22 protein-coding genes are annotated in these 22,146 nt (G+C 51.1%); 7 read left to right on the top strand and 15 right to left on the bottom strand.

All coding sequences use genetic code 11. The features are described from left to right. Positions 1–227 precede the first annotated feature (227 nt). The 5 genes from ruvA to LX87_RS20085 all read right to left on the bottom strand — a co-directional run bounded on the left by ruvA (position 228) and on the right by LX87_RS20085 (position 5,165). On the bottom strand, positions 228–821 hold the full coding sequence (ruvA, locus tag LX87_RS20105; RefSeq protein WP_111630070.1) for a Holliday junction branch migration protein RuvA: 594 nt from the start codon (positions 819–821) through the stop codon (positions 228–230). A 207-nt stretch (positions 822–1,028) separates the two neighbouring features. Next, positions 1,029–2,570 carry a lytic transglycosylase domain-containing protein gene (locus LX87_RS20100; protein WP_229310744.1) on the bottom strand — a complete coding sequence of 514 codons (1,542 nt, stop codon included), beginning with the start codon at positions 2,568–2,570 and terminating at the stop codon, positions 1,029–1,031. Between the two features lie 272 nt (positions 2,571–2,842). Next, on the bottom strand, positions 2,843–4,282 hold the full coding sequence (gene gatA / locus LX87_RS20095) for an Asp-tRNA(Asn)/Glu-tRNA(Gln) amidotransferase subunit GatA (protein ID WP_111630485.1): 1,440 nt from the start codon (positions 4,280–4,282) through the stop codon (positions 2,843–2,845). 153 nt (positions 4,283–4,435) lie between these two features. After that, positions 4,436–4,645: a Sec-independent protein translocase subunit TatA/TatB gene (locus tag LX87_RS20090; protein WP_111630068.1), complete on the bottom strand. Its 210-nt coding sequence runs from the start codon at positions 4,643–4,645 to the stop codon at positions 4,436–4,438. An 85-nt stretch (positions 4,646–4,730) separates the two neighbouring features. After that, positions 4,731–5,165: a YkvA family protein gene (locus tag LX87_RS20085; protein WP_111630067.1), complete on the bottom strand. Its 435-nt coding sequence runs from the start codon at positions 5,163–5,165 to the stop codon at positions 4,731–4,733. A 239-nt stretch (positions 5,166–5,404) separates the two neighbouring features. Here LX87_RS20085 and mdh point away from each other — a divergent pair, with 239 nt between their 5' ends. Next, positions 5,405–6,340: a malate dehydrogenase gene (gene mdh, locus LX87_RS20080; protein ID WP_111630066.1), complete on the top strand. Its 936-nt coding sequence runs from the start codon at positions 5,405–5,407 to the stop codon at positions 6,338–6,340. A 92-nt stretch (positions 6,341–6,432) separates the two neighbouring features. Here mdh and LX87_RS20075 read toward each other — a convergent pair whose 3' ends face one another. The 5 genes from LX87_RS20075 to LX87_RS20055 all read right to left on the bottom strand — a co-directional run bounded on the left by LX87_RS20075 (position 6,433) and on the right by LX87_RS20055 (position 12,717). Beyond that, entirely contained in the window at positions 6,433–7,845 is a 1,413-nt protein-coding gene (locus LX87_RS20075; RefSeq protein ID WP_111630065.1) for a hypothetical protein, read from the bottom strand. 282 nt (positions 7,846–8,127) lie between these two features. Further along, positions 8,128–8,376, bottom strand: coding sequence for a hypothetical protein (locus tag LX87_RS20070; protein WP_111630064.1), 249 nt, complete (start codon positions 8,374–8,376; stop codon positions 8,128–8,130). Between the two features lie 471 nt (positions 8,377–8,847). Beyond that, positions 8,848–9,252 (bottom strand): VanZ family protein, encoded by a 405-nt coding sequence (locus tag LX87_RS20065; protein ID WP_111630063.1) that lies wholly within the window; start codon positions 9,250–9,252, stop codon positions 8,848–8,850. Between the two features lie 49 nt (positions 9,253–9,301). After that, positions 9,302–11,797 carry a zinc-dependent metalloprotease gene (locus LX87_RS20060; RefSeq protein WP_374755138.1) on the bottom strand — a complete coding sequence of 832 codons (2,496 nt, stop codon included), beginning with the start codon at positions 11,795–11,797 and terminating at the stop codon, positions 9,302–9,304. 188 nt (positions 11,798–11,985) lie between these two features. Continuing rightward, a complete protein-coding gene (locus LX87_RS20055) occupies positions 11,986–12,717 on the bottom strand; it encodes an SIMPL domain-containing protein (protein WP_111630062.1) in 732 nt (243 codons plus the stop codon). Between the two features lie 104 nt (positions 12,718–12,821). Between LX87_RS20055 and LX87_RS20050 the strand changes: the two genes are divergently transcribed. Next, positions 12,822–13,409, top strand: a complete 588-nt coding sequence (locus tag LX87_RS20050) for a hypothetical protein (protein ID WP_111630061.1) — start codon at positions 12,822–12,824, stop codon at positions 13,407–13,409. Here LX87_RS20050 and LX87_RS20045 read toward each other — a convergent pair. Next, a complete protein-coding gene (locus LX87_RS20045; protein WP_111630060.1) occupies positions 13,406–14,047 on the bottom strand; it encodes a peptidoglycan DD-metalloendopeptidase family protein in 642 nt (213 codons plus the stop codon). The genes LX87_RS20050 and LX87_RS20045 overlap by 4 nt on opposite strands. 83 nt (positions 14,048–14,130) lie before the next feature. Continuing rightward, the gene (gene pckA, locus LX87_RS20040; RefSeq protein WP_111630059.1) at positions 14,131–15,708 is read right to left on the bottom strand and encodes a phosphoenolpyruvate carboxykinase (ATP); all 1,578 of its coding nucleotides are present in this window, start codon (positions 15,706–15,708) and stop codon (positions 14,131–14,133) included. A 220-nt stretch (positions 15,709–15,928) separates the two neighbouring features. Here pckA and LX87_RS20035 point away from each other — a divergent pair, with 220 nt between their 5' ends. Then, positions 15,929–17,419 (top strand): peptide MFS transporter, encoded by a 1,491-nt coding sequence (locus tag LX87_RS20035; protein ID WP_111630058.1) that lies wholly within the window; start codon positions 15,929–15,931, stop codon positions 17,417–17,419. A gap of 78 nt (positions 17,420–17,497) precedes the next feature. Here LX87_RS20035 and LX87_RS20030 read toward each other — a convergent pair whose 3' ends face one another. Next, the gene (locus LX87_RS20030) at positions 17,498–17,833 is read right to left on the bottom strand and encodes a translation initiation factor (protein WP_111630483.1); all 336 of its coding nucleotides are present in this window, start codon (positions 17,831–17,833) and stop codon (positions 17,498–17,500) included. A gap of 383 nt (positions 17,834–18,216) precedes the next feature. On the opposite strand from LX87_RS20030, the gene LX87_RS20025 reads away from it, so the two are divergent. Together LX87_RS20025 and LX87_RS20020 are read left to right on the top strand one after the other, a co-directional pair. Then, entirely contained in the window at positions 18,217–18,897 is a 681-nt protein-coding gene (locus LX87_RS20025; protein ID WP_111630057.1) for an HPP family protein, read from the top strand. Positions 18,898–19,040: 143 nt separating this feature from the next. Continuing rightward, positions 19,041–19,361 carry a DMT family transporter gene (locus LX87_RS20020; RefSeq protein ID WP_111630056.1) on the top strand — a complete coding sequence of 107 codons (321 nt, stop codon included), beginning with the start codon at positions 19,041–19,043 and terminating at the stop codon, positions 19,359–19,361. A 29-nt stretch (positions 19,362–19,390) separates the two neighbouring features. On the opposite strand, the gene pfkA is transcribed toward LX87_RS20020, so the two are convergent. Both pfkA and LX87_RS20010 read right to left on the bottom strand, forming a co-directional pair. Next, positions 19,391–20,365 (bottom strand): 6-phosphofructokinase, encoded by a 975-nt coding sequence (gene pfkA / locus LX87_RS20015; protein WP_111630482.1) that lies wholly within the window; start codon positions 20,363–20,365, stop codon positions 19,391–19,393. A 91-nt stretch (positions 20,366–20,456) separates the two neighbouring features. Continuing rightward, the gene (locus LX87_RS20010; protein WP_111630055.1) at positions 20,457–21,434 is read right to left on the bottom strand and encodes a hypothetical protein; all 978 of its coding nucleotides are present in this window, start codon (positions 21,432–21,434) and stop codon (positions 20,457–20,459) included. Positions 21,435–21,561: 127 nt separating this feature from the next. On the opposite strand from LX87_RS20010, the gene LX87_RS20005 reads away from it, so the two are divergent. Further along, positions 21,562–21,891, top strand: coding sequence for a hypothetical protein (locus tag LX87_RS20005; RefSeq protein ID WP_111630054.1), 330 nt, complete (start codon positions 21,562–21,564; stop codon positions 21,889–21,891). A 55-nt stretch (positions 21,892–21,946) separates the two neighbouring features. Then, positions 21,947–22,108, top strand: coding sequence for a hypothetical protein (locus tag LX87_RS28840; protein WP_170139400.1), 162 nt, complete (start codon positions 21,947–21,949; stop codon positions 22,106–22,108). Positions 22,109–22,146 lie beyond the last annotated feature (38 nt).

Genomic DNA, 22,146 nt, shown 5'->3' with positions numbered 1-22,146 from the left:
TCCTTAGCTAACCACAGCCGGGTCCATCGGTGGTACTCAACACATTCCAAGAGAGGCACGTATAGTTAAATTCGGTGAATAGGTAGTTTGCTTAAAAAGACTTATCTTTTACATACAACCAAACGGCGAAAACCTTGCCAATATTTTAATTAAAAGTGAAGAGTTAAAAGTTAAAAGCACGCGGACGCGTCTTTTCTAACTTTCAATTTTCCACTTTTAATTTTTAACTATTTCAAAGCCAGCCGGATAAGCTGCTCTACGCTAAGGTCTTCGCCCTCCCGTTTCAGAATGGTATCCAGACTTTTTTCAGCAGCGGGCTTGGGAATACCGAGCGTAACGAGAGCCGCCAGAGCCTCGTCACGGATCGGGTTGGCAGACATCCGGTAGCTGGGCATGTCGGCCTGCGCCATAATCCCCGCTTTCTTCATTTTGTCGCGCAATTCCAGAATAACCCGTTGTGCGGTTTTGCCCCCAATGCCTTTTATGCTCTGAATGGCCTTGATATTTTCCATCAGGATGGCCTGACGGAGTTCAGCGGGCGATAACGTCGATAACATCGTCAGGGCGGTATTCGGGCCAATCCCCGACACGCTGATCAAATCCAGAAACAGCTCTTTTTCGTCGGGATTACCGAATCCGTAAAGGACATGAGCATCTTCGCGAATGTGCTGATACGTGTGCAGTTTAAACGATTCGCCAAGCTTTGGTAAAGCCGTCGAAGTATAGAGAGAAACGTGAATTTCGTACCCTATTCCGTTCGCTTCCAGAATCGTCAGCGTGGGATCTTTATGGGCAACTTTGCCAATAATATAAGCAATCATAGAAGGTTTCTTCGACCCGTTTATAAGCGGATCTTAAACAGACAAATATACAAAAAAGATTGGTTAATAGGCCCTTCTGGCGCTTAATTCCGCATAAATACCCCCTGTCTTTCAGCGTAATTAAACCGATAAAGCCATTTATCCGAAAGAAAAAACCGTACTTCTTTTACGGAAATACGGTTTTGCTTTTGCAACGATAATCCTGATTTAACCGACGATTAAACGTTGGCCGGGCTTCAATGAATTACCTTTAATTTTATTGATTTTTTTAAGCTCTTCCACCGTCAGATCGCTATACCGCTGTGAAATATTCCAGAGTGTATCGCCCTCCTGTACCCGGTGATATTTGGGCTTGTATGATTTACGGCTTTTCGCACTTTCCGTTTTTTTATCAGGCCCTTTGGCGGAATGCGCCATCCGGGTTGACGTTTCCGGAATAGCCGGTTCGCGCAGAATCACCAGCTTCTGGCCGCGCCGAATCGTGTTGGAACGCAGGTGATTCCATTTTTTCAGGTCGTAAACTTCAACCCCGTATTTTTGGGCAATGCTTATCAGCCCATCACCGCGCTTCACCACATGCACGGCCTTTTTGGGTTTCCGGCGCACCACCTCTTCTACGTCCTGTTCCGAGGCAATCGGGTTGGCTGCTACCACGGGCTCCGACTCGCGGGCCTGTTCTTCATTGGCATCCGTAAACGGAAAATAATCCCGCTTTTTGCCCGGGTCCGATCCATAATCAACCCGTTCCGTCGATGCCAGCAGCATATTCGTCGCTACCGTCGGCAGACGGCCAGCCGAATCGAGTATGGAACGGCGGTTGGCCGCAAAGTAATCGAAATGGGCCCGGGGTACGCGCAGGACAAAATTACGGGTCTGATCCGATAAGACGCCGGTCATGATCGACGGGTTCATTTTCTGGATTTCGTTCAGCGGAACCCCGCTGTACTGGCAAAACCGCTCGATTGACAAATACCCGTTGACGTGAATCGTATCGCAGGGAATCGGATATTCAGGTTGTTCTGCATAGATGCCGTGGTCGTTGGCGAAGTTCATCATGTACGTCAACGCAATGAACTGCGGTACATACGCCCGGGTTTCTTTGGGCAGGTAATTATAAATGGTCCAGAACGAATCGCCCCCGGAACGGCGCATGGCCCGTTTTACCGTACCCGGCCCGCTGTTATAAGCCGCCAGCGCGAGGTGCCAGTCGCCAAAAACAGTATAAAGTCGTTTCAAATACCGGCAGGCAGCATCCGTCGATTTCACAGGATCCATCCGTTCATCCACGTATTCGTCCTGATAAAGATGGTATTCTTCGCCGGTATACGGCATAAACTGCCACAACCCACCCGCTCCGACGCGCGAAACGGCTCTGGGGTCCAGCGACGACTCGACAATGGACAGGTATTTTAGCTCCTCCGGAATTTCATGCTGAGCCAGTACCCGTTCGTAAAGGGGGAAAAACATCGGTATCCGCTCCAGCACCTTTTTGGTGTAACTCGGTTTACGGAAGGTAAAGTAATCGATAAAACCGTGAACGGTTTTGTTATAATTCAGGGGAATGGTCTGTTCAAGCTTGTTCAGCCGGGCGCGTAAAACGGGTTCGGGAACCGATAAAACTTCCGGCACGTCGAGTACTTCAATCGCTTCCTGGAGCGTGTCGGCGCTGACACCGCTGGTGTCGGTCTGGAAATAAGCGGCCCAGCTACGGGGGCCAATAGAGATAAACGCAAAGATTGTACAAGCCAATCGGAGGCCGTGAAGGGTCTTCTTCAGGTTCGACATGAGCAGGTTTCTGGGTTACATTTTAGTTGAGTACTTTAAGAGGAATGGACGGTGTGGTGGCTAAAAATAGGACAAAAATTAGTTGCCATCAAACTTTATCCTAAAATAAGACAGCAAAACTATTCAAGCGCCCCTATAACGGAACGATGTTCTATCGATACGCCATTAGAATAACTCTAATTGCTGCGCCTTTATTGCGGAGCTTTCCAAACGAAATGAAAAGAATGACCGGAGGGTTACTCCGCTTCAACCCGCTGCGTGAGCGCCTGGGCCGTAGCCAGCAAATCGACTTCCTGAAACGGAGCCGCCATTAACTGAAACCCAATTGGCAGACCGGCTTCGTCCGTGCCGTTTGGTATAGAAATGGCCGGGCACCCCACTACATTCGCCTGAACGGTGAAGATATCGGCCAGGTACATTTGTAATGGATCGCTGGCTTTCTCGCCAATCCGGAATGCCGTGGTTGGTGTCACGGGCGACGCAACCAGATCGTAGCGGGCAAACAGCGCATCGGTTTCATCTTTGATTAACCGGCGAACCTGCTGGGCTTTGGTGTAATACGCGTCGTAGTAGCTGGAACTGAGTGCAAACGTGCCCAGAATGATGCGCCGACGGACTTCATCGCCAAAGCCGTCGGTACGGGATTTTTTATAGAGCGACTCCAGATCCGTAGCGTCGGGACTGCGGAAACCGTACCGAACACCGTCGAACCGCGCAAGGTTAGAACTGGCTTCGGCGGTCGTCAGAATATAATAAGTAGGGAGAATGTGTTTTAATAAGGGAAAATCCACCGGCTCAACCGTGTGGCCCTGTTCGCGCAACTGATCCAGCATTTCCTGCGTTTTCTGCCGAATTACCGGATCGACGCCTTCACTTTCTACCCCTTCGCGCAGGTAACCAATCCGTAACTTACGGTTGAGGGTCAGTTCCTGGCTGTACGGGAAAACGGGCTTCTGGCTCACGGTGCTGTCAAACTCGTCGGGACCGGCAATGATTTCGAGCAATAAGGCCGCATCTTCGACGGTATGGGTAATAGGCCCGATGCAATCAAAAGAGGATGCGTAGGCAATCAAACCCCAGCGCGAAACCCGGGCGTAGGTTGGTTTCAGGCCCACCGTGCCGCAAAAAGCCGATGGCTGGCGTACCGAACCACCCGTATCCGTCCCCAGCGACGCCAGACACAAACCGGCCTGAACCGCCACCGCCGACCCACCCGACGAACCGCCCGGTACCCGGCTGGTATCGGTTGCATTGCGAACCGGCCCAAACGCCGAGTTTTCGTTGGACGAACCCATTGCAAACTCATCACAGTTCTGCCGACCGATGATAATCACGTCTTCGTCGATCACCCGCTGCACGGCGGTGGCCGTAAACTGCGCCACAAAACCGTCCAGAATCCGGCTACCGGCCTGAACGCCGTGTCCGTTGTAACACAGTACATCCTTGATTCCGAGCACCATACCCGCCAGTCGCCCGGCGGTTCCGGCTTTTAGTTTGGCATCTACCTCATCGGCACGCTGGCGGGCTTCGTCGGCATAGACGGCCACAAAGGCGTTTAAATGACGGTGTTCGTCAATCCGTTGCAGGTAATGTTCGACCAGTTGGCGGCAGGTAATCGATCCGGCAGCCAGATCGCGCTGAATTTCGGAAAGGGATTCGTACGGTTTTACGGGCATAATCAGGTACAGCTGGCAGAAAAAAAGAGACAACAGAACGACCGTTGAGGCCGAGCTGTTGTCCATAAATACCGAATACACAAATGAGATAATAATAGACTAGAAGGCCGTGACAACTAGCTATTGTTCACTCCTTTGCACTCCTATTATTTCTTATTTTACGTTCGTATCGCGAAGTCCTTCTTCGATATTTTCGCGAACGTCTTTGGTAGCGTCTTTGAATTCGCGGATACCTTTACCAAGTCCTTTCATCAGTTCTGGAATTCGTTTTGCGCCGAAGAACAACAGAATCACCAGACCAATCAGAAGAAGTTCGGTTCCACCAAGTGAGCCCAGGAATGCATAAATTGTGAGTAATGCCATGATTGTATGAATTATTGAGTGTATGCAGAAACTCTATACAAATGTAACGAATATTACGAATTTATTGTGCACCTAAATGACGTTTTCACCCAATTTTAATCGATGATGCGTGATTCCGCTCCCATTCTTTAAACCGGTCGATATCATCGGCCACCGAACTAACGAGCCACAGAAGTAATGCGATGTCGTCGGTTAGCCCCAGCACCGGCAACACGTCCGGGATAAAATCGAGGGGCGAAACAAAATAAACGAGCACGGCCACCATCCGGAGCAGCGTTTTTCCGGAAATGGCCCGGTACTCTCCTTTGGCATACGCCCGAATCATGCGCACCACAATATTGATGTGATCCTTGGCGGCCGAATAACTGGCTCCGACGCCCAGCACCCGGGTTTTGTCGGCAACCCGCTGCAACAGTTCCAGTAAGCTTTTGCCACTACGGGCGTAACGGGATGCCTTTTGGGTGGAACGACGGAAAAAGATAGAACTCAGAATGGCCGTTAATAAGCGACGGTTTGCCATAGACGAAAAGTGGTAAATTCGGATTGGTTAGACACCTTTATAACAAATTTTTCCCCTCAAAAGTCTAAATTCTCAAAAAAAAGCCTTTCCACGGTATGAGTCTTCACTGGCTCTTCTATTTTTGTACCGTTCAAAATGGCAGGCCGGAAGTTGTTCTCTGCCGCCCGATGGACGCTCTACTGAATCGCCGTTCCTCTCCGAGGATGTATCCAAAACTAAAACTTTAAACTATTAACTCTATGAAAATCACCGTAGTAGGTGCCGGGGCCGTTGGTGCGACCTGTGCTGATAACATTGCCCGACGTGAGTTAGCCGAGGAGGTTGTTCTCCTGGACATCAAAGAAGGGCTGAGCGAAGGCAAAGGTCTGGACATGCTTCAGGCGTCTACTTTATTAGACTGCGATGTTAAAATTACAGGTTCTTCCAATAATTACGAATTAACGGCCAATTCGGATGTTGTCGTGATCACATCGGGCCTTCCGCGCAAGCCGGGTATGACCCGCGAAGAGCTGATCGGCACCAATGCCAACATTGTTAAAGGCGTTACCGAAAACATTCTGAAATACTCGCCGGACGCCATTTTCGTCATTATTTCCAATCCGATGGATACCATGACGTATCTGGCCTTGAAATCATCCGGATTGCCCAAAAACCGTATCATCGGAATGGGCGGTATTCTGGATTCCGCCCGGTTTAAAACGTACCTGTCGCTGGCGCTCAACTGCTCGCCCAACGACCTGCAAGGCACGGTGATTGGCGGCCACGGCGACACGACCATGATTCCGCTGACGAGACTGGCTACCTATTCGGGTGTACCGGTCAGCCAGTTTCTGGATGCCGAAACGCTGCAAAAAGTAGCAGCCGATACGATGGTGGGCGGTGCGACGCTGACCAAACTGATCGGTACGTCGGCCTGGTATGCACCGGGAGCGGCAGGTGCCATTCTGGTTGAAAGCATCGTTCGGGATCAGAAACGCGTGTTCCCCTGCTGCGTGTATCTGGAAGGCGAGTATGGTCAATCGGATATCTGCCTCGGGGTGCCGGTCGTAATTGGTCGTAATGGCTGGGAAAAAATCGTTGATTTTGAATTGAATGACGAAGAAAAAGCGGCTTTCAACAAATCAGCCGATGCCGTTCGCAACATGAACGATGTTCTGAAAACGCTCGAATTGTAATCTGAGACAAAAGAGGAAAGACCTGAGAAGACAGACCGCAGATGGCTCGTCTTTTGTCTCAGGTCTTTCCTCTTTTGTCTTGCTTCAAGTTATCAAATAAACACCTGATATTGCAGCACAACCTGTCCGCGACGGCCCTGGGCGTCGAGCTGTCCGGAAGGAAGAGCCTGATAATACGGGCGGTTCTGGTAATCGAGCGTCAATTTCGAGTTATGACCTTTGATCAGCCAGTTCAGCCCCACATTATATACGCCCATGCTGCCGTTAACCCGGTCGTAGTTGCCGATCTGAGCCTGTGCATACGGCATTAGCGCCCCCGCGTTCCCCAGTACATTCTGCCCGAGCAGATAGCCCACCTGCGAATAAATCACGCTGCCCGTACCAAACATCGGAAAGGCATTGCCCTGCGTTCCGCCCAGCCCGCCGATGGCTTGCGTCGTTCCCGTCGCCGGGTTCATGATGCCGTTGTAACGCAGGTAGTTTTTGCCGTAATCCAGGTTAAAATAGCCAAGGTAAGCACTGATGGCCGAACCCGTCGCGCGGTTTACAGGCATATCCAGAAAAGCCGCCACCGACCACAGATTCAGGTTCTGATATACCGTATCGGTTGCCGTTTCGCCCGTATGCCAAAGCGCGTTTTTCTGCGAGATGAAACCGGCTTCGAGGTTAAAGATTTTCTTCTTCCCCAAGTACGTACCGGTCATGTACCCCGGTGTCTGGTTGGATTCTTTGTCGAAAAACTGGTAGAGCAACAGCCCCTGGAACTGCTTGTGGTGCCCCTTAAGTGCGAAGTTGGCGTTGGGTCCCAGGGCCGGTGGTACGGAGCCGCTGGTCTGGGCCGGGAACGGATCGCTAACGGCAAACCGGTAGTCGATGGGCCCCACCTGACCGCGGGCGTAGACACTCAGTTTGCGCGAAAATTCATCCGTCTGATCGACCGTCGCCTGGGCAAATACCGGAACATCCATCGACAGGATGGAACTGACGCTCGGCTGGCTAAACCGTGATAAACCGTTTACAATGGTAAGCCCAGCCCCTATTTTCAGGTAATCTTTGTTTTTCCAGACCAGGTATTCGCCCACGGCATCGTGAAAAAACGCCTGAATCTTACGGTTTGAGGGCGTTCCGGCGGTATTGAAAGAAGGAAAACCGTTCTGAAAATTGAAGTTGTTCATACCAAACTGGAGGTACAGCACCACATGGTCGTTGATCTGACCGAACATCTGAATCCGGGTCCGGCGCAGACCGATATCGAACGTATTCTCTTTAGGATCGCCAACGACGGTTGTTCCGGGATTGCTCTGGTTGAACCGCAACCAGGTTTGGTTCAGAAACGTGGCTTTAAAAAAATGGGAACCGGACTCATTCAGGTTGTATTTCAGCTCATTCTTTTCCGCGGCAGGAGCTGGTTTCGGTGTAGACTCCGCGGTTGGCGAGTCGGTGGATTGCTGCGCAAATGCCAGGGTATTACTTACTAAACCAAGGATAGCGAGTACTTTTTTCATAATATGAGGATAGGATAAAAAAAGATAAAAGTCCGTAGACAAGAGGAAAAACAAGCAACTATTTACCCCGTTATCGGGCGATTGCCTCTCCAATTGTCCTCAGGACACCGGTACAAAATTGGCGATTCGATTTGTCAAAGCACCACAAGTAGCATAAAAAACACCCCAACTTATTTTAAGCTGGGGTGTCCGATTATGATCTTATCGCTGTTCTATCTTTAAAAATTCAGAAGTACGTTCCGATCAACTACATTTTTTTGCCTACGTCGATTAGGGTACGCTTTACTTTTTGTAGGGCTCCAGAACGGTATGGCCCTCTTCGCTCAGTAATTTGGCCATTGCTGTTGGAACTACCCAGAACAGCGGCTCCTGCTGATGTTTGACTACGGAGTGATCCTTTCCGGTTCTGCGAATTTTTCGATTGCAAGCGGCCATGGCGTCAATCTGGTTGTCATACTGATTTTGCTGAGCTTCGTTTAATGCTTTAGAGAGGTTGCTCGAACGAAAGAATGAGCGGATTGATTCAACCATTGTAACGTTTCTATTGGGGTCAACTTGTGGACTATGGTACCTTGCAAGCGGATTATTAAATCTGTACAAGGCTGGTGCCAATGTTACCTAAAAGCAGCCTACGGGCACATTTATTGACCTTTTTCTCATCATACTGACCAAAATTACCTTTTTGATCAGCCTCCAAATTTTTCCTCTCCCGGCTACGCACTGGACCAAATGGCGAGTTCAAAACGCCTGTATCCCATTATTACACAACTATTCATATGAAAAGTATAACAAAAACAAAACCCGGCAGAAACTACCAGGCTGTTTCAGCTATTGTGTATGTACCTAGACAAAAACAAAGCCCGGCCTATTTAGCCGGGTTGTAATTTCGTTTCTCTGTCCTTTCTACCGTGTAGTAGATTGTTTTAGAAAACAGCAAAACCAATGCCACGTTACCATACAACCAATAACAGTAACAACATTTCCTTTAATAATCCTATCTTATCAATATCGTACTTTGAGCTGTCGGTTGATATACAGAAGCAGGAAAGCCATCAGAAGGCCCAGACCAGAACCGGCGGCTCCCCACAGAATATCCGCCCAGCTAAAATGACGCTGAGGCAGGACCAATTGCCCGGCTTCGGCCACAACGGCTACAAGGGTAAGACCCAACACCGCCAACACCCACCACGACCACGGATGCCCGGAACGGGACAGCCAGGTGCCGACCATGAAGCCCAAAAAGACGAACGGTACCGCCGTGCGAAGGTCTGCGTTTTTTTTGACATCGGCCCAATGAGCAACCCATTCAGGTAAAAACCACACAAAACTCATGTGGGGGTCTGGCACCCAACTCAAATAAAAAATCAGAGCAATGCCTAAAAAGGTGAAAAAATAAATAAGACGCATAGGTTGGTACTATAAAATAACGATCCTGTATTCTACTATTCAACAAGTTTCATTGTTTAAAAGGCGACTCGTACTCCCATTCACAGGCCGGTTCGCCCAGTAACCCGTCCAGCCACTCCTGTCCGGGGTCAATGGGCATCCCGTCGGGCGGGGTCAATACCGGGGAAGGCTGAACCTGGGCCGGATTTTGTTCGTATTGCCGGATTAAATGAGTTATCAGGCCGTATGTACGACCCTGTGAAACATTAGCCAGCTTTTTAATACGTTGCAGCGAACGGTGTGCCAAATCGCGCGTGGCACCGTCAGCATCTTTATTTTGAGCTAAACTTATCAATTGTTCAGCCAGCTTCAGCCCCGTCATTCGGCTAATTTCATCCGTATAGGTTTGTTTGACCGGTTTCCGGTAAATGGTTCGGATCAGTTGATTCAGTACGTCAGCCAGGCCGAGTTGCTTCGGGTCAAACAACTTCTGATGCACCAGCCGGGCGCAGCGTTCCGGATTCAGAATCAGGCGCAGGGTCATCCCGACGGCGGCTTCGGGTGGCCCCATTGGATCGAAGGTCATTCCCGTCCGGCGTTTGAATACTTCCCGGTTGTTTGGATTATACCGGAACGGACGCGGTGGAATCGATTTTAATACGAAGGGAGGCACTGCCAGCGTCTGCGGATCAATCGTAGCCAGCAAAGCATATAACGCCCGGTACTGCTCCTCCGCCGGAACCACCGACAACACCGGTTGCCCGTCACCCCGCAGGGCATTGGTGTACGTTTGTCCGCCCAGCACTTTGGCGGCCGCTTCGACCTGATACCGGTGAAACAGATACATCGGCACAAAAACTTCTTCCAGCGTTGCCATCGGGGTTCCTGCCGGAATCTTCGTTTCGTTGAAATGGCTCAAAGCCACTTTCCGGACTTCCATCGTCCGCTTCAACTCGTCAACGGCATTTGAACCATTGTCCCACAGGTGCGTTGCCGGATGGGCGCTGCTTTCGGGCCGGGCGTCCTGATCGGTCAAAAACGTCAGTCCTTTAGCATGCATCTGCCGGACAATTTTATCCAGTTCCTGCTTTTCGTTTGTTCCGGCCGGAAAATCCTGATAGCCCCAGATGATGCTCCATTTGTCGTAGTCGCCAATGCCTTTGGTGTACGCATCCGACAGATCGATGCTGCCTCCCTTCAGTTTAGCCACCATCGTGGGATAATCCATCACCGACGCCCGGCCAAATACCGTACCGCCCTGCGCACTGGCAATGTAATTATGCGGTAAACCCAGCGTGTGTCCGACCTCGTGAGCCGCCAGTTGCCGCAGCCGGTCGAGCGACATCTGCATCATTTCGGTTACGTGCGCGGTATCCGTATCAAACTTCCCGACCAGCCCCTGCGCAATCAGGTAATCCTGCCGAACCCGCAACGACCCCAGCGTCACTTTCCCTTTGATGATTTCGCCCGTGCGCGGGTCGATGATGCTGGCTCCGTACGACCAGCCGCGCGTGGAGCGGTGGACCCACTGAATCAAGTTGTAACGAACATCCATCGGGTCGGCATTGGCAGGCAGCAACTTTACCTGAAAAGCCCCTTTGTAACCGGCGGCTTCAAATGCCTGATCCCACCAGGCCGTGCCTTCCAGCAAAGCCGTCCGGATGGGTTCGGGCGTGCCGGGGTCCAGGTAATATACAATCGGTTTAACGGCTTCGCTGACGGCAGCTTTGGGATCTTTCTTTTCCAGCCGGTGCCTCGAAATGTATTTTTTGATGATGGGCTGACTAACGGGCGTTGCGTAATCAAAATACTCGATGCCGCCGTAGCCGATGCGCGGATCAAATTCGCGGACTTTGTAGCCCGGTTCGGGTAGCTGGACAAACGAATGATGCTGGCGCATGGTTACGCTCGTGGGCGTTGGCACCACCGACCGCAGGTAAGCGCCGGGCGAATCGCCGGTCAGTGTAATGGTTACTTCCAATTCCGTGTTTTGCGGAAATGATTTGGAATTCGGCAAATACAACGCACAGCGGCTGGCATCGAGCCGGAAATTACCCTGCCGCGTTCGGCTGATGTCCTGAATAGCCCCGACCGCATCCTGCATCAGAAACGGCGTCAGATCCACCAGAACGCGGTTGCCCTCCTCGGCGGCCACCTCAAATCCCCAGTGGATCGATTGCGCAAACGATTCTTCCACGGCCCGGCGTTCGAGGGGGTCGTTGCTGATGGCGCGGTAATGGTAATTGGGTTCCACCATCAGCACCTTCGGGCCGGTGCGCTGAAATTTTACGATATGCTCCTGCCCCAGCCGCCCCCGGTCGAGTCCGATATCGTTGGAACCGATGCCCGACGCCAGCGACGGATAATACAGCAGTTCCGTCTCAAACTTGTCGATCTCCAGCCAGATCTTTCCTTTTTTGGCATCCCAGTAAAATGGTAGAAAACCGGCCCGCTTTTCCATACCGCTGGTAAAGTTGGCAATGGTTGATGTAGGGTTCCCCGGCGTCTGGGCTGGTACGATTCGAATAAAAAACAGGAGGCAAAAAAGAAGCAGACCGTGTCTCATGGATTTGGGCGGTTTGTCTCTTAAACATACAAAAAATGAACTATTTCCGGCTGAATGACTGGTATCTCCTGCCTCCGGTTCCAGCAATTTGCATCAGGTACTGCTCATACTTCGTTCTCCTAACTGCCCGGAAACAGGCTGATCCAGCCGGGTGCCTGTGCTCATCTGTTCAATCTCCGGTGATGGAATTATTTCAGTTCAAACGTCACCTTCACCTGTGCCGGAATCCGGATGGTTTGCGGAATGTCGAGCAAATTTCCTTCCGCTCTGGCAGAAGCATAAAGAGCTGATCCATAACTATACCCTGCCCCAAACCGCTTTTGAAAAACCGGATCGGTTTCTTCGGTATCCCGAACACTCAATACCGTTCCCAATGTTCGGCCTGCGGCTTTTGCCATAACGACGGCTTTTTCGCGAGCGGCTTCAATGGCCTTTTCTAACGCCAAGTTTTTGCTTTGTTCTTCCTTCGTTGAATGATAGGTAGCCTGAAAGCGATTAAAACCGGCATTAATCAGGGCCAGTTGCAGGGCGGGATATCGTTCCGGTTTGTTCAGTTCAAAAATAACCTGCTGCATCGTGACGATTTCCTGCCGCCGTTCACCGGTTGGGTAAACATCGTTCTGATTTTTTTGCACCTGTAGCAGGGTATACCGAATATCCTTCTCGTTGATCTGGTAGTCTTTTAATAACGTTACCAACTGCTTCTCGGCGGCCTGATGGGCGTTATAAGCCTTCTTCGCGTCGGTAGGATCGGAATATTGCAGATTGACGACAACCCGCACCTGATCGGCGGGCAATTCGAGTTCGGCATCGCCCAGAACCACAATCCGGTTGACGGGCAAATCAGGCGTCTGCGCTACCTGCGCCGTTGCCGAAAAAAAACTCAGGAGACTGATTACTAAAAAAGAAAGTTTACGCATGGATATAAAAGATTACTACTTGTTTGTCGTTCTTGAAGTGTTATTCTGTTTTTGTTAAATCACCGTATCACTTGTTCTTGAAGACTCTCCGAGTCCGTTTCGTAATGCGCTCTGTCACCCGTCTGGTCGTTATCGGCCTTATTGGACTACTCGGTTGTGGCATTCCTCCCGGTATTCCCGCAGACCCTGCCTCACCAGTCACCACGGTTTATCGAATCAAGGCCGGTGACCATTCTTCCAATCACAGTAAGCTGTCCTACACGGCCAAAACCACCCTGTCGTTTACCGTCACGTTCGACAGTTCGGCCATTTATACCAGCAAAACAGCTGAGAATCAGTACGACATCAACAAGCTTTACGGCTTTTCTGACTGCGGTGTTCAGCATAACAAGGCCAGCGCCCGCTTTGGATGGAGCTGGCGGGAAAACGCACTCCATATTCATGCCTATTGTTACCGTAACGGTGAACGTATTACGCAGGACCTCGGCACAGTGGCCCTGAATCAGCCCACAGACTGCCAGCTCAGTATCATTGGCGGTAACTACGTGTTTACTTTTCAGGGTAAAGAAACCGTTATTGCCCGGGGTTGCACGACCGTTAAAAGCAACAAACGCTACCGGCTCTATCCGTATTTTGGCGGTGACGAAGTGGCTCCCCACACCATCACAATCGCGATTACCGAAAAGAACTAATTCAGGCCCGGTATGTGCAGCAACTGGTTTGGATTGGGGCAGATGGCCAGATACCGTTCGCGTTCACTCAGCGTACAGACACCGGGAAAGTCACCCTGATGACCCCCTAAATCGGTCATCAGTTGGAAATGCAGGTGCGGAGGCCAGTCACCATTTTCCGGAAATGGCCCAAGTTCAGCGATTTTCTGCCCGGCTTTTACGGCCATGCCTACCTGCAAACCCGTCAGCGATGGGCGGCTGAGGTGGCCATACAGCGTATACAGCGGCTTGCCGTTCCAGACGTGTTCCAGGATAATGGTCGGGCCATAATCGCCGAAGTTGTTATTGTCCCGAAAGCTGTGAACGATGCCGTCCAGCGGAGCAAAAACGGGTGTTCCGGCTTCGGCCCAGAGGTCAATGCCCAAATGAATGCAGCGCGATTCTTCCGTCTGGTTAAAGTGAGGGCTGCGTCGGTAAATGACCCGGTGTTCGTTATACCCGCCAACGCCAGCAACGGCCCCGGCCTGCCGGATTTTTCCAAATACATAGTCTGTAAATACCGCCGTATTGGTCAGGTCCAGATCGGCAAGCTCCGGATTGTCTGCGGTGAAATCCAGAAGCAAAAAAGGGTCATTTTGAAAATCAAACGGAAGAATCATCAGGACACGGATTAGGGGATTCACTACGATGCTCCGCAAGTTAGGAAATCCCGGTTAATGCCTTTAATCGGCTTAGTCCGAGTTCAGCCTTCCACCGGTCCACCCGCCCGGATTTCGTCGTTCGCAAACTCCTCGTACTTGCTGAAGTTCTCCCGAAATAATTCGGCCAGCCGCTTCGCCTTTTTGTCGTATTCTTCCCGGCTTTTCCAGCTTTTTTCCGGATTCAGCACCTCGCCTGGCACGTCCGGACACGACTGCGGAACGGCCACCCCAAAAATCGGATGACTTTGGTAATCAACCTTTTCCAGATCACCATTTAAAGCCGCCGAAATGACGGCGCGGGTGTGCCGGAGGTCAATCCGATTGCCGGTTCCGTTCCAGCCGGTATTAATGAGCCAGACGTTGGTCTGGTGTTTTTCCATCTTTTCGCCCAGCATTTCCGCGTATTTAGTTGGGTGCAGGGGTAGAAAAGCCGCTCCAAAACAGGCCGAGAAAGTGGCTTCGGGTTCGGTTACGCCCACTTCCGTGCCCGCGACTTTGGCCGTATAACCCGAGATGAAGTGGTACATGGCCTGGCCGGGCGTCAGTTTTGAAATCGGCGGCAGCACCCCGAAGGCATCCGCCGTCAGGAAAAAAATATTCTCCGGAATACCGCCCACCGACGGTTCCAGCGCGTTGTCAATAAAATGGATGGGATACGCGACCCGCGTGTTCTCGGTTTTCGACTTGTCGGCATAATCAATGGTGCGACCGCCATCCTGAAACTTCGTATTTTCCAGCACGGCCCCAAACCGGACGGCCCCGTAAATCTGCGGTTCTTTTTCCGCCGACAGATCAATCACTTTGGCGTAGCACCCACCCTCGAAGTTAAAAATGCCTTCCTCGGCCCAGCCGTGCTCGTCGTCGCCAATCAGTTGCCGCTGCGGGTCTGCCGAGAGGGTTGTTTTACCCGTTCCCGACAAACCGAAGAAAAGCGCCGTATCCTCCCTGCTGCCTTTGTTGGCCGATGCGTGCATGGAAAGGGTGGCCCGTTCGGTCGGCAATTTAAAATTCAGTACCGAAAAAATGCCTTTTTTCATTTCTCCCGCATAAGCCGTTCCACCAATCAGAATCATATTCCGGCTCAGGTTCAGAATCGCGAAGTTTTCGTTGCGCGTACCGTCCTCCTCCGGATTGGCTTTAAATTCCGGTACGCAGAGAATGGTAAATTCCGGCTTAAAACCGTCCAGTTCCTCTGGTTTCGGGCGAAGAAAAAGGTTGTGACAGAACAGGTTGTGCCACGCCAGGGTATTGATCACCTCCAGATTCAGCCGGTAATCAGGATGGGCGCCAGCGTAGGCATACCGGCTATAAATCCGTTTATCGGCCAGAAAGGCAATCATTTTCCGGTGCAGCGAATCAAATTTATCGGGATCAAACGGACTATTAATCTTACCCCACCAAACCGTATCCGCGGTTGTGTCATCCTTAACGATGTACCGGTCTTCCGGACTGCGGCCCGTAAACTCGCCGGTATCGCACACCAGCGCGCCGTTATCGGCTAACTGGCCTTCACCGTTCCGAATGGCGTGTTCAAGCAATTCAGCCGGACTCAGGTTGTCGAAGCGTTCGGCGGCATTCACTACCATTTCCGCTTTGGGCAGGCTCTCAGGGGTTGTCATACGCTCGTGCTGGGTTGATGGTACTGTATGAAACTCTTTTCGCCGGAAATTGATTAAATCCACGCTCTTTTCTACCATACCGCTTCCGAATTCATTGGGCCGATTTCGCCTTAACCCGATCAACTTTTGGGAGATTCCCGTCCAGCGTATATCTTTAATGTTTTTCTTGCGTAGAAACAAAGAATTTCTTCTTTACAGAATCATCAACAAGGTCAGTACGATGCAAGCAACGATCTCACCTACAGCCACTTCCAATAAACACCCAACCGGTTTATACGTTCTGTTCTTCACGGAGATGTGGGAGCGGTTCAGCTACTACGGTATGCGGGCCATTCTGCTCCTGTTCCTGATCGACAACGTCCGGGGCGGTATGGGGCTGAGTGAAGCGGAAGGAGCCGCGATTTACGGCTTATACACGGCTTCGGCCTACCTGCTTTCATTGCCCGGCGGCTGGATTGCCGATAATATATGGGGACAGCGCAAATCCATCTGGTACGGTGGAATCGTGATTATGCTGGGCCACATTCTGCTGGCGATTCCGGGCAGCAGCGGCCTGTTTTACCTGGGCCTGGCCACCGTTGCCCTCGGCACCGGCCTGCTCAAACCCAACATCAGTTCCATCGTTGGCGAACTATATCCCGAAGGCGGTGCCCGGCGCGATGCGGCTTTTTCCATTTTTTACATGGGCATCAACATGGGTTCGTTCCTCGGCATCACGATTGTCGGTTACCTGGGGCAGAAAGTCGGATGGCACTACGGTTTTGGCGCAGCAGCGGTCGGGATGTTTCTCGGTTTGATTGTTTTCCGGTTTTTCGGGCAGAAATACCTCAGCCAGTACGGCAACGTGCCGACCAAAGCGGAGGTGAGCACGGAGAAAAGCGGACCAAACCGCAGCCTGTTTTTCCTGATCGGTTTAGCTGCTATCCTGATCATCCTGCAATTTACCGGTGTTCTTGACCTGACGACGGCCCAGGGTCTGGCGAAGGGAGCGGGCGTTATTATTACGCTGACTGCCGTGGGTTATTTCCTGTTTATTCTGCTGGCGGGCGGGTTAACGCTTGTTGAGAAAAAACGGGTTGGCGTCCTGTTCGTTTTCTTTCTGGCATCGGCCATTTTCTGGGCCGGTTTTGAACAGCAGGGTTCGTCACTCCAGATTTTCGCCGACCGCTATACCGACCTGAATTTCTTCGGCTGGGACATGCCGTCGAGCTGGTTTCAGAATTTCAACCCGGCTTTTATCCTGATTTTTTCGCCTGTACTGGCGAGTCTCTGGATCTTTCTGGGCAATCGCAACCAGAATCCGGCCCCGCACCTGAAATTTGCCGTGGCCCTGCTGCTGTTGGGTCTGGGTTATCTGGTGATGGTGTTTGCCTCTAAAATTGCCCTCACCGGCCAGCTTACCACCCCTGTTTTCCTGACGTTTACGTACCTGTTTCATACGCTGGGCGAGCTGTGCCTGAGTCCGGTGGGACTGAGTTCCTTTACCAAACTGGCCCCCAAGCAATACTTGAGTCAATTGATGGGCATCTGGTTCGTGGGGACGTCACTCGGCAACCTCATTGCGGGCTTGTTCGCGGGCGGCTTCGACGAAGAAAATGTCCGGCAAATGCCCGATATGTTTATGAGCATCGTCTACTTCAGCTTCGGTTTCGCCCTGCTCATCCTCCTGTTCTCACGGCCCCTGAAAAACTGGCTGGGCGGAGTGAAATGAGTTAATAATGAAGAGTTAAGAATTATGAGTGGGCTGACGCATACAACTCATAACTCTTAACTCTTAACTCTTAACTCTTCAGCCTCCGGCTTTTTTGCCTTTGTAGCCTTTGCTCGTCAGCCAGGCCAGGACTTTATCGCGGTGATCGCCCTGAATCAGAATCTCTCCGTCTTTGGCCGAGCCGCCAGCGCCACAGGCGGCTTTCAGTTGTTTGGCGAGGTCGGTCAGGTCGGCTTCCGTACCGATGAAATCCCGGATGGCCGTCACGATTTTCCCGCCCCCTTTCCGATCAAGCCAGACTTTCAGATTTTGCTGCTGGGGTGGCAGCGTTTCCGCATCCGAATCATGATCGGCCTGGTATTCAAAGTCGGGATTTGTCGAGAAAACAATCCCCGTACGGTTTTTCTTGCTCATAACAGTGTTGCTAAAATCATGAAGTTGCTGCGTCAGCAAAATTACGCCCTGTTCTTGTAAATCATCCACCCGACACATCATTCGTTACTGTCATATCGCTTCATCAGTAGCCACAGTAAAACGTGACCTAGGGGAAATGAACCGGGAAAACCGCTGCGGGGTTTTACGACCAGCACCATCAACTAAAATTACCGTTATAGCAAAGAAAAGGTATTATTGATAGAAATCTGGACACAAAAGGCCTATTTTATTATACTTTCCCGATTCGTCTAAGTAAATTTGCAGCTTGAAAAGAGTCTAACTCCGATGTCCATTTTCCATCGACTGCTTTCTCTTATTAGTTTGCTTTCGCTGATTCAGATCGGCACAATCCAGGTTCTCTTGTGAAAAAAAGAATTAAACGACGTTATCGCATTGCCCGTTATGTTATTTACCGCCAGACAATCCTTGAGCCAGCCGATCATTTCTGGACCTTCCTGGGGGCATTTACGGCCATCGCTTTAATCGGTTTACTCCAGCAATCGCGCTTTACGCAGCAGGATGATATTTTCCTTATTGGTTCTTTTGGTGCTTCCTGTGTTTTAATTTTCGGGTCAACCCATAGCCCGCTGGCCCAGCCCCGAAATTTGGTGGGCGGGCACCTGATCGGGTCGTTGATTGGGGTGGCTGTTTATAAGCTGATACCAGATCACCTCTGGCTTTCTTCGGCTCTGGCCGTATCGCTTTCGATTGTCTGTATGCAAATCACCAAAACGATGCATCCACCAGCGGGCGCAACCGCACTCATTGCCAACATTGGGTCCGAAAAAATCAAAAGCCTGGGTTTTGGCTACACGCTGTCTCCGGTTCTGACGGGTGTTACGATTCTGTTAGTCATCGCACTGATTGTCAACAACATTCCTTCCAGCCGGTCCTATTCGCTTGGCGCCATTCGCGGGCGGAAAGCACTCAAACGGAAAAAGGGCTTGCCAAACCGGTCGGCAAAGACAACGCCCGATCCGTCGTTACTAGCGTGTGAAATCAAAGCCGTAAGCGAGAGAACGGCTTCTGAGTCGGCGGTATAAAACAAGGACGGCTCCTCCACAGCATTTTTCACCAACAACGGGAACTCATCCTGCGCTGGGTGAATTTGACCGGTAACAGAACTCGGATTATCCGAAGAAGCCGACCAAGAAACAACTACCAATCTTTTCCAAAAGCAGATCGTATGGCCTGGGTTTATCTGGTATTAGCGGGTATTTTAGAGATCATCTGGGCCTACGCCATGAAACAGTCTGTGGGGTTTACCCGGCTGGTGCCGTCCATCGTTACGGCGGTTGCGATGATCGCCAGCATCGGCCTGCTGGCAATGGCGCTACGGACGCTGCCGCTTGGCTCGGCTTATGCCATCTGGACGGGTATTGGCGCAGTCGGTACGTTCGTGGTTGGTATTGTTATTCTGGGCGAACCCTTCAGCCTGATTCGTCTGCTGGCAGCCTCATTGATTATTGGGGGAATTATCCTGCTAAAAATCGCTTCTCCTTCCTGAAACCGTCTGGTAACTGATACGGAGTCCGGCTAAACACTCAGTATGTTGACCATCCGTAGCAGTTCATTTTTGATCGGTTTGGAGCGGTCAATGGCTTCACGAAGCGGGGTATAAACCAACTGGTTATTAATGATTCCCACCATGACATTTATGGTCCCATCCAGCAGCCCTTCCAGCGCACCCAAACCCAAACGGCTGGCCAGAATCCGATCGTACGCACTGGGTGTGCCTCCGCGCTGAACGTGGCCCAGGGCCGTCACACGCATATCGAATTTATCGTCAACCTGTTTCCGAATCTGATCAGCCAGCGTTGCGGCAGTTCCCTTTGTTTCGCCTTCTGCCACAATGATGATGGATGACGATTTGGACCGGTTAAAGCCCTGTTTGAGCGTATCAACCAGCTCCTGAGTCGAGAGCGGGTCTTCCGATATAACGACCATCTCGGCGCCCCCGGCAATGCCGGACTGGACGGCAATATACCCCGAATCGCGCCCCATCACCTCAATCAGAAAAATCCGCTCGTGCGAATCAGCCGTGTCCCGAATTCTGTCAATGGCTTTCAGGGCGGTGTTGACGGCGGTGTCGTAGCCAATGGTATAATCCGTTCCAAATAAATCATTATCAATTGTGCCCGGTATACCCATGATTGGCACCCCAAACTCTTCGTAGAAATGCAGCGCCCCTTCAAAGGTACCGTTTCCGCCAATGACGATTAAGGCGTCAATGCCATGATTCATCAACTGCTCGTACGCTTTCTGGCGGCCTTCAACCGTCATGAATTCAGGGCAGTGAGCCGATTTGAGAATGGTCCCTCCCCGTTGAATAATGTTGCTGACCGAATGCGATGTCATGGAAAAAATATCACCCCGGATCAGCCCGCCATAGCCCCGGCGGATACCCATGACTTCAATACCGTGGTAGAGCGCACCCCGAACAACCGCCCGAATGCAGGCATTCATACCGGGCGCATCACTCCCCGAAGTCAGGATGGCGATTCGATTTATTATGGATGGAGTCATGTTGAGAAACATTAAAGGTTAGATACCGTCGGAAACCATACCACGAGAGGACGGTTTAACGGTCAATCACATGCTTTTACGCGAAAGAACGGGCTGCTAACTGATGAAAAACCTGTTCATCGAGCCGGTAGCGGTCGTTTAGCGTCAGGCTGCTGCGGCTGGTAAAGAGGGCATAATTGACGGCGTTGTATAACAGCCAGTACGAAGGCCCGACATTCAGCAGTTGCTCCTCGGTCCTGAGACGCTCACGAGCCTGTTTAGCCAGTTGGGCCGGTACCGGCAATTCGCGCAGCAGGCCCTCGTCCCGCGAACGCATTTCCCTTTTCTGCAACTGCGCATAGATTTCGGAGGTTAACGTCAATTCGGGCTTGAGGTGATCAATAAGCAGGTCCCGCAAATGCTGCCGAAACACGTCGATGGTCAGTTCGCTGTGGTGAATCGTTCGTATACCCGGACTTGGCCGCCCTTTGCGTCCGCCAGTCGGCCGGTTTTTGGGTAAACGTGTTTTCTGACTCGCGGCCGACCACTCTTCCAGCCAGGTCTGGTAAGCCGCTGCATCCTCGAAGTGATCGGCCCACCCCAACAGACCGTTCTGACATACGCCCCGGTACATGCTGCCGCGCAGGACCGAATCCGGGTGCAGCAGGGTAATGAACGACTGGCCCTGAAGGGCGAAGGGCGTTTTGCCGTTGTAACTATTGGTTAAAATCAGACTCCGTTGCAGCGACTCTTTCCCAATCCGGAAGACTTCGGGCAGGATAATGTTGATGCTGAATTCGCCGGTTGGCGTATACTGAACCAACAGCTTGTATTGCGGAATCAACTCGTCCACTACCTCCCGAATAACGGTATTGGGAACAACCGAGTAATCGGCGCTCTGAATACCAAAAATGGTATTGCGCCCTCCGGCTATATTTCCAACGATCAACTGCTGCCGATCAGTGGCGACAATATCATAGTTCGGTAACAGGTCGGCCAGCCAGACCGATTCCACCGGAAAACAGATATCATCCCAGGAATCCGTCAAACGAGGTTGAGCACTAATATAGGTCATAGTCCTATTGCTTTTTATAATTTGCAAGTGTAAATTTACAACTGTAAAATTTTAATTCCAACAGAAATCAGTAAAGCGTACCAAATAACGCTCTGCTTTCGGTGCGAGTTTTGGCTTTCTAAACTGAATGAACGAAGCTATGGACAAGGAACTGCGAGACCGTTATAGCCGAATTGGACGAATCATCTGTCAATATTATTCGGCAGCCCCGTGGCCGTTTGAGCCGACGGATAAAGACTATCGGGAGTGGTTGAAAGAACTGTGCCCGAACGAATATACCTTTTATAAAAAGCTCGGTTTTCCGGCCTGTCAGGCGGTTAACGCTTTCAGGCAGCACTGGCTGGAAAGGCGCGGATACTATCTGAAGGATTATTTACGAATGCATCTGAACCCTCAGGATTACGCGATTTATTTTCAGAGGCCGTTTTTTTATGAGGAACCCAATTTTACAGCCTGAACCTCCTGAAAAGGCCGGTTTATCAATCGTTTCACCACTTTATCGCTATACAGTTATGTCTTGGTTAGAATATAGTCAACTGGTACTCAAGAAAGTCGGTTTCGACCGCAGACTGTTTCGGAAAGAATTGGGTAAACTACTGACGCTGCTCTCCCCCACCGAGCGGCTTGAATTACTACGCTGGTGCCGCCATCAAAAACGGTGGAACTCCAGTTAGCCTGACGAACGGTGCTTCCGATGCTGAACAAGGTTTCT

This window comes from Larkinella arboricola, assembly GCF_003259745.1.
GTDB classification, from domain to species: domain Bacteria; phylum Bacteroidota; class Bacteroidia; order Cytophagales; family Spirosomataceae; genus Larkinella; species Larkinella arboricola.
This window is presented reverse-complemented; position numbering and strand designations above follow the sequence as displayed.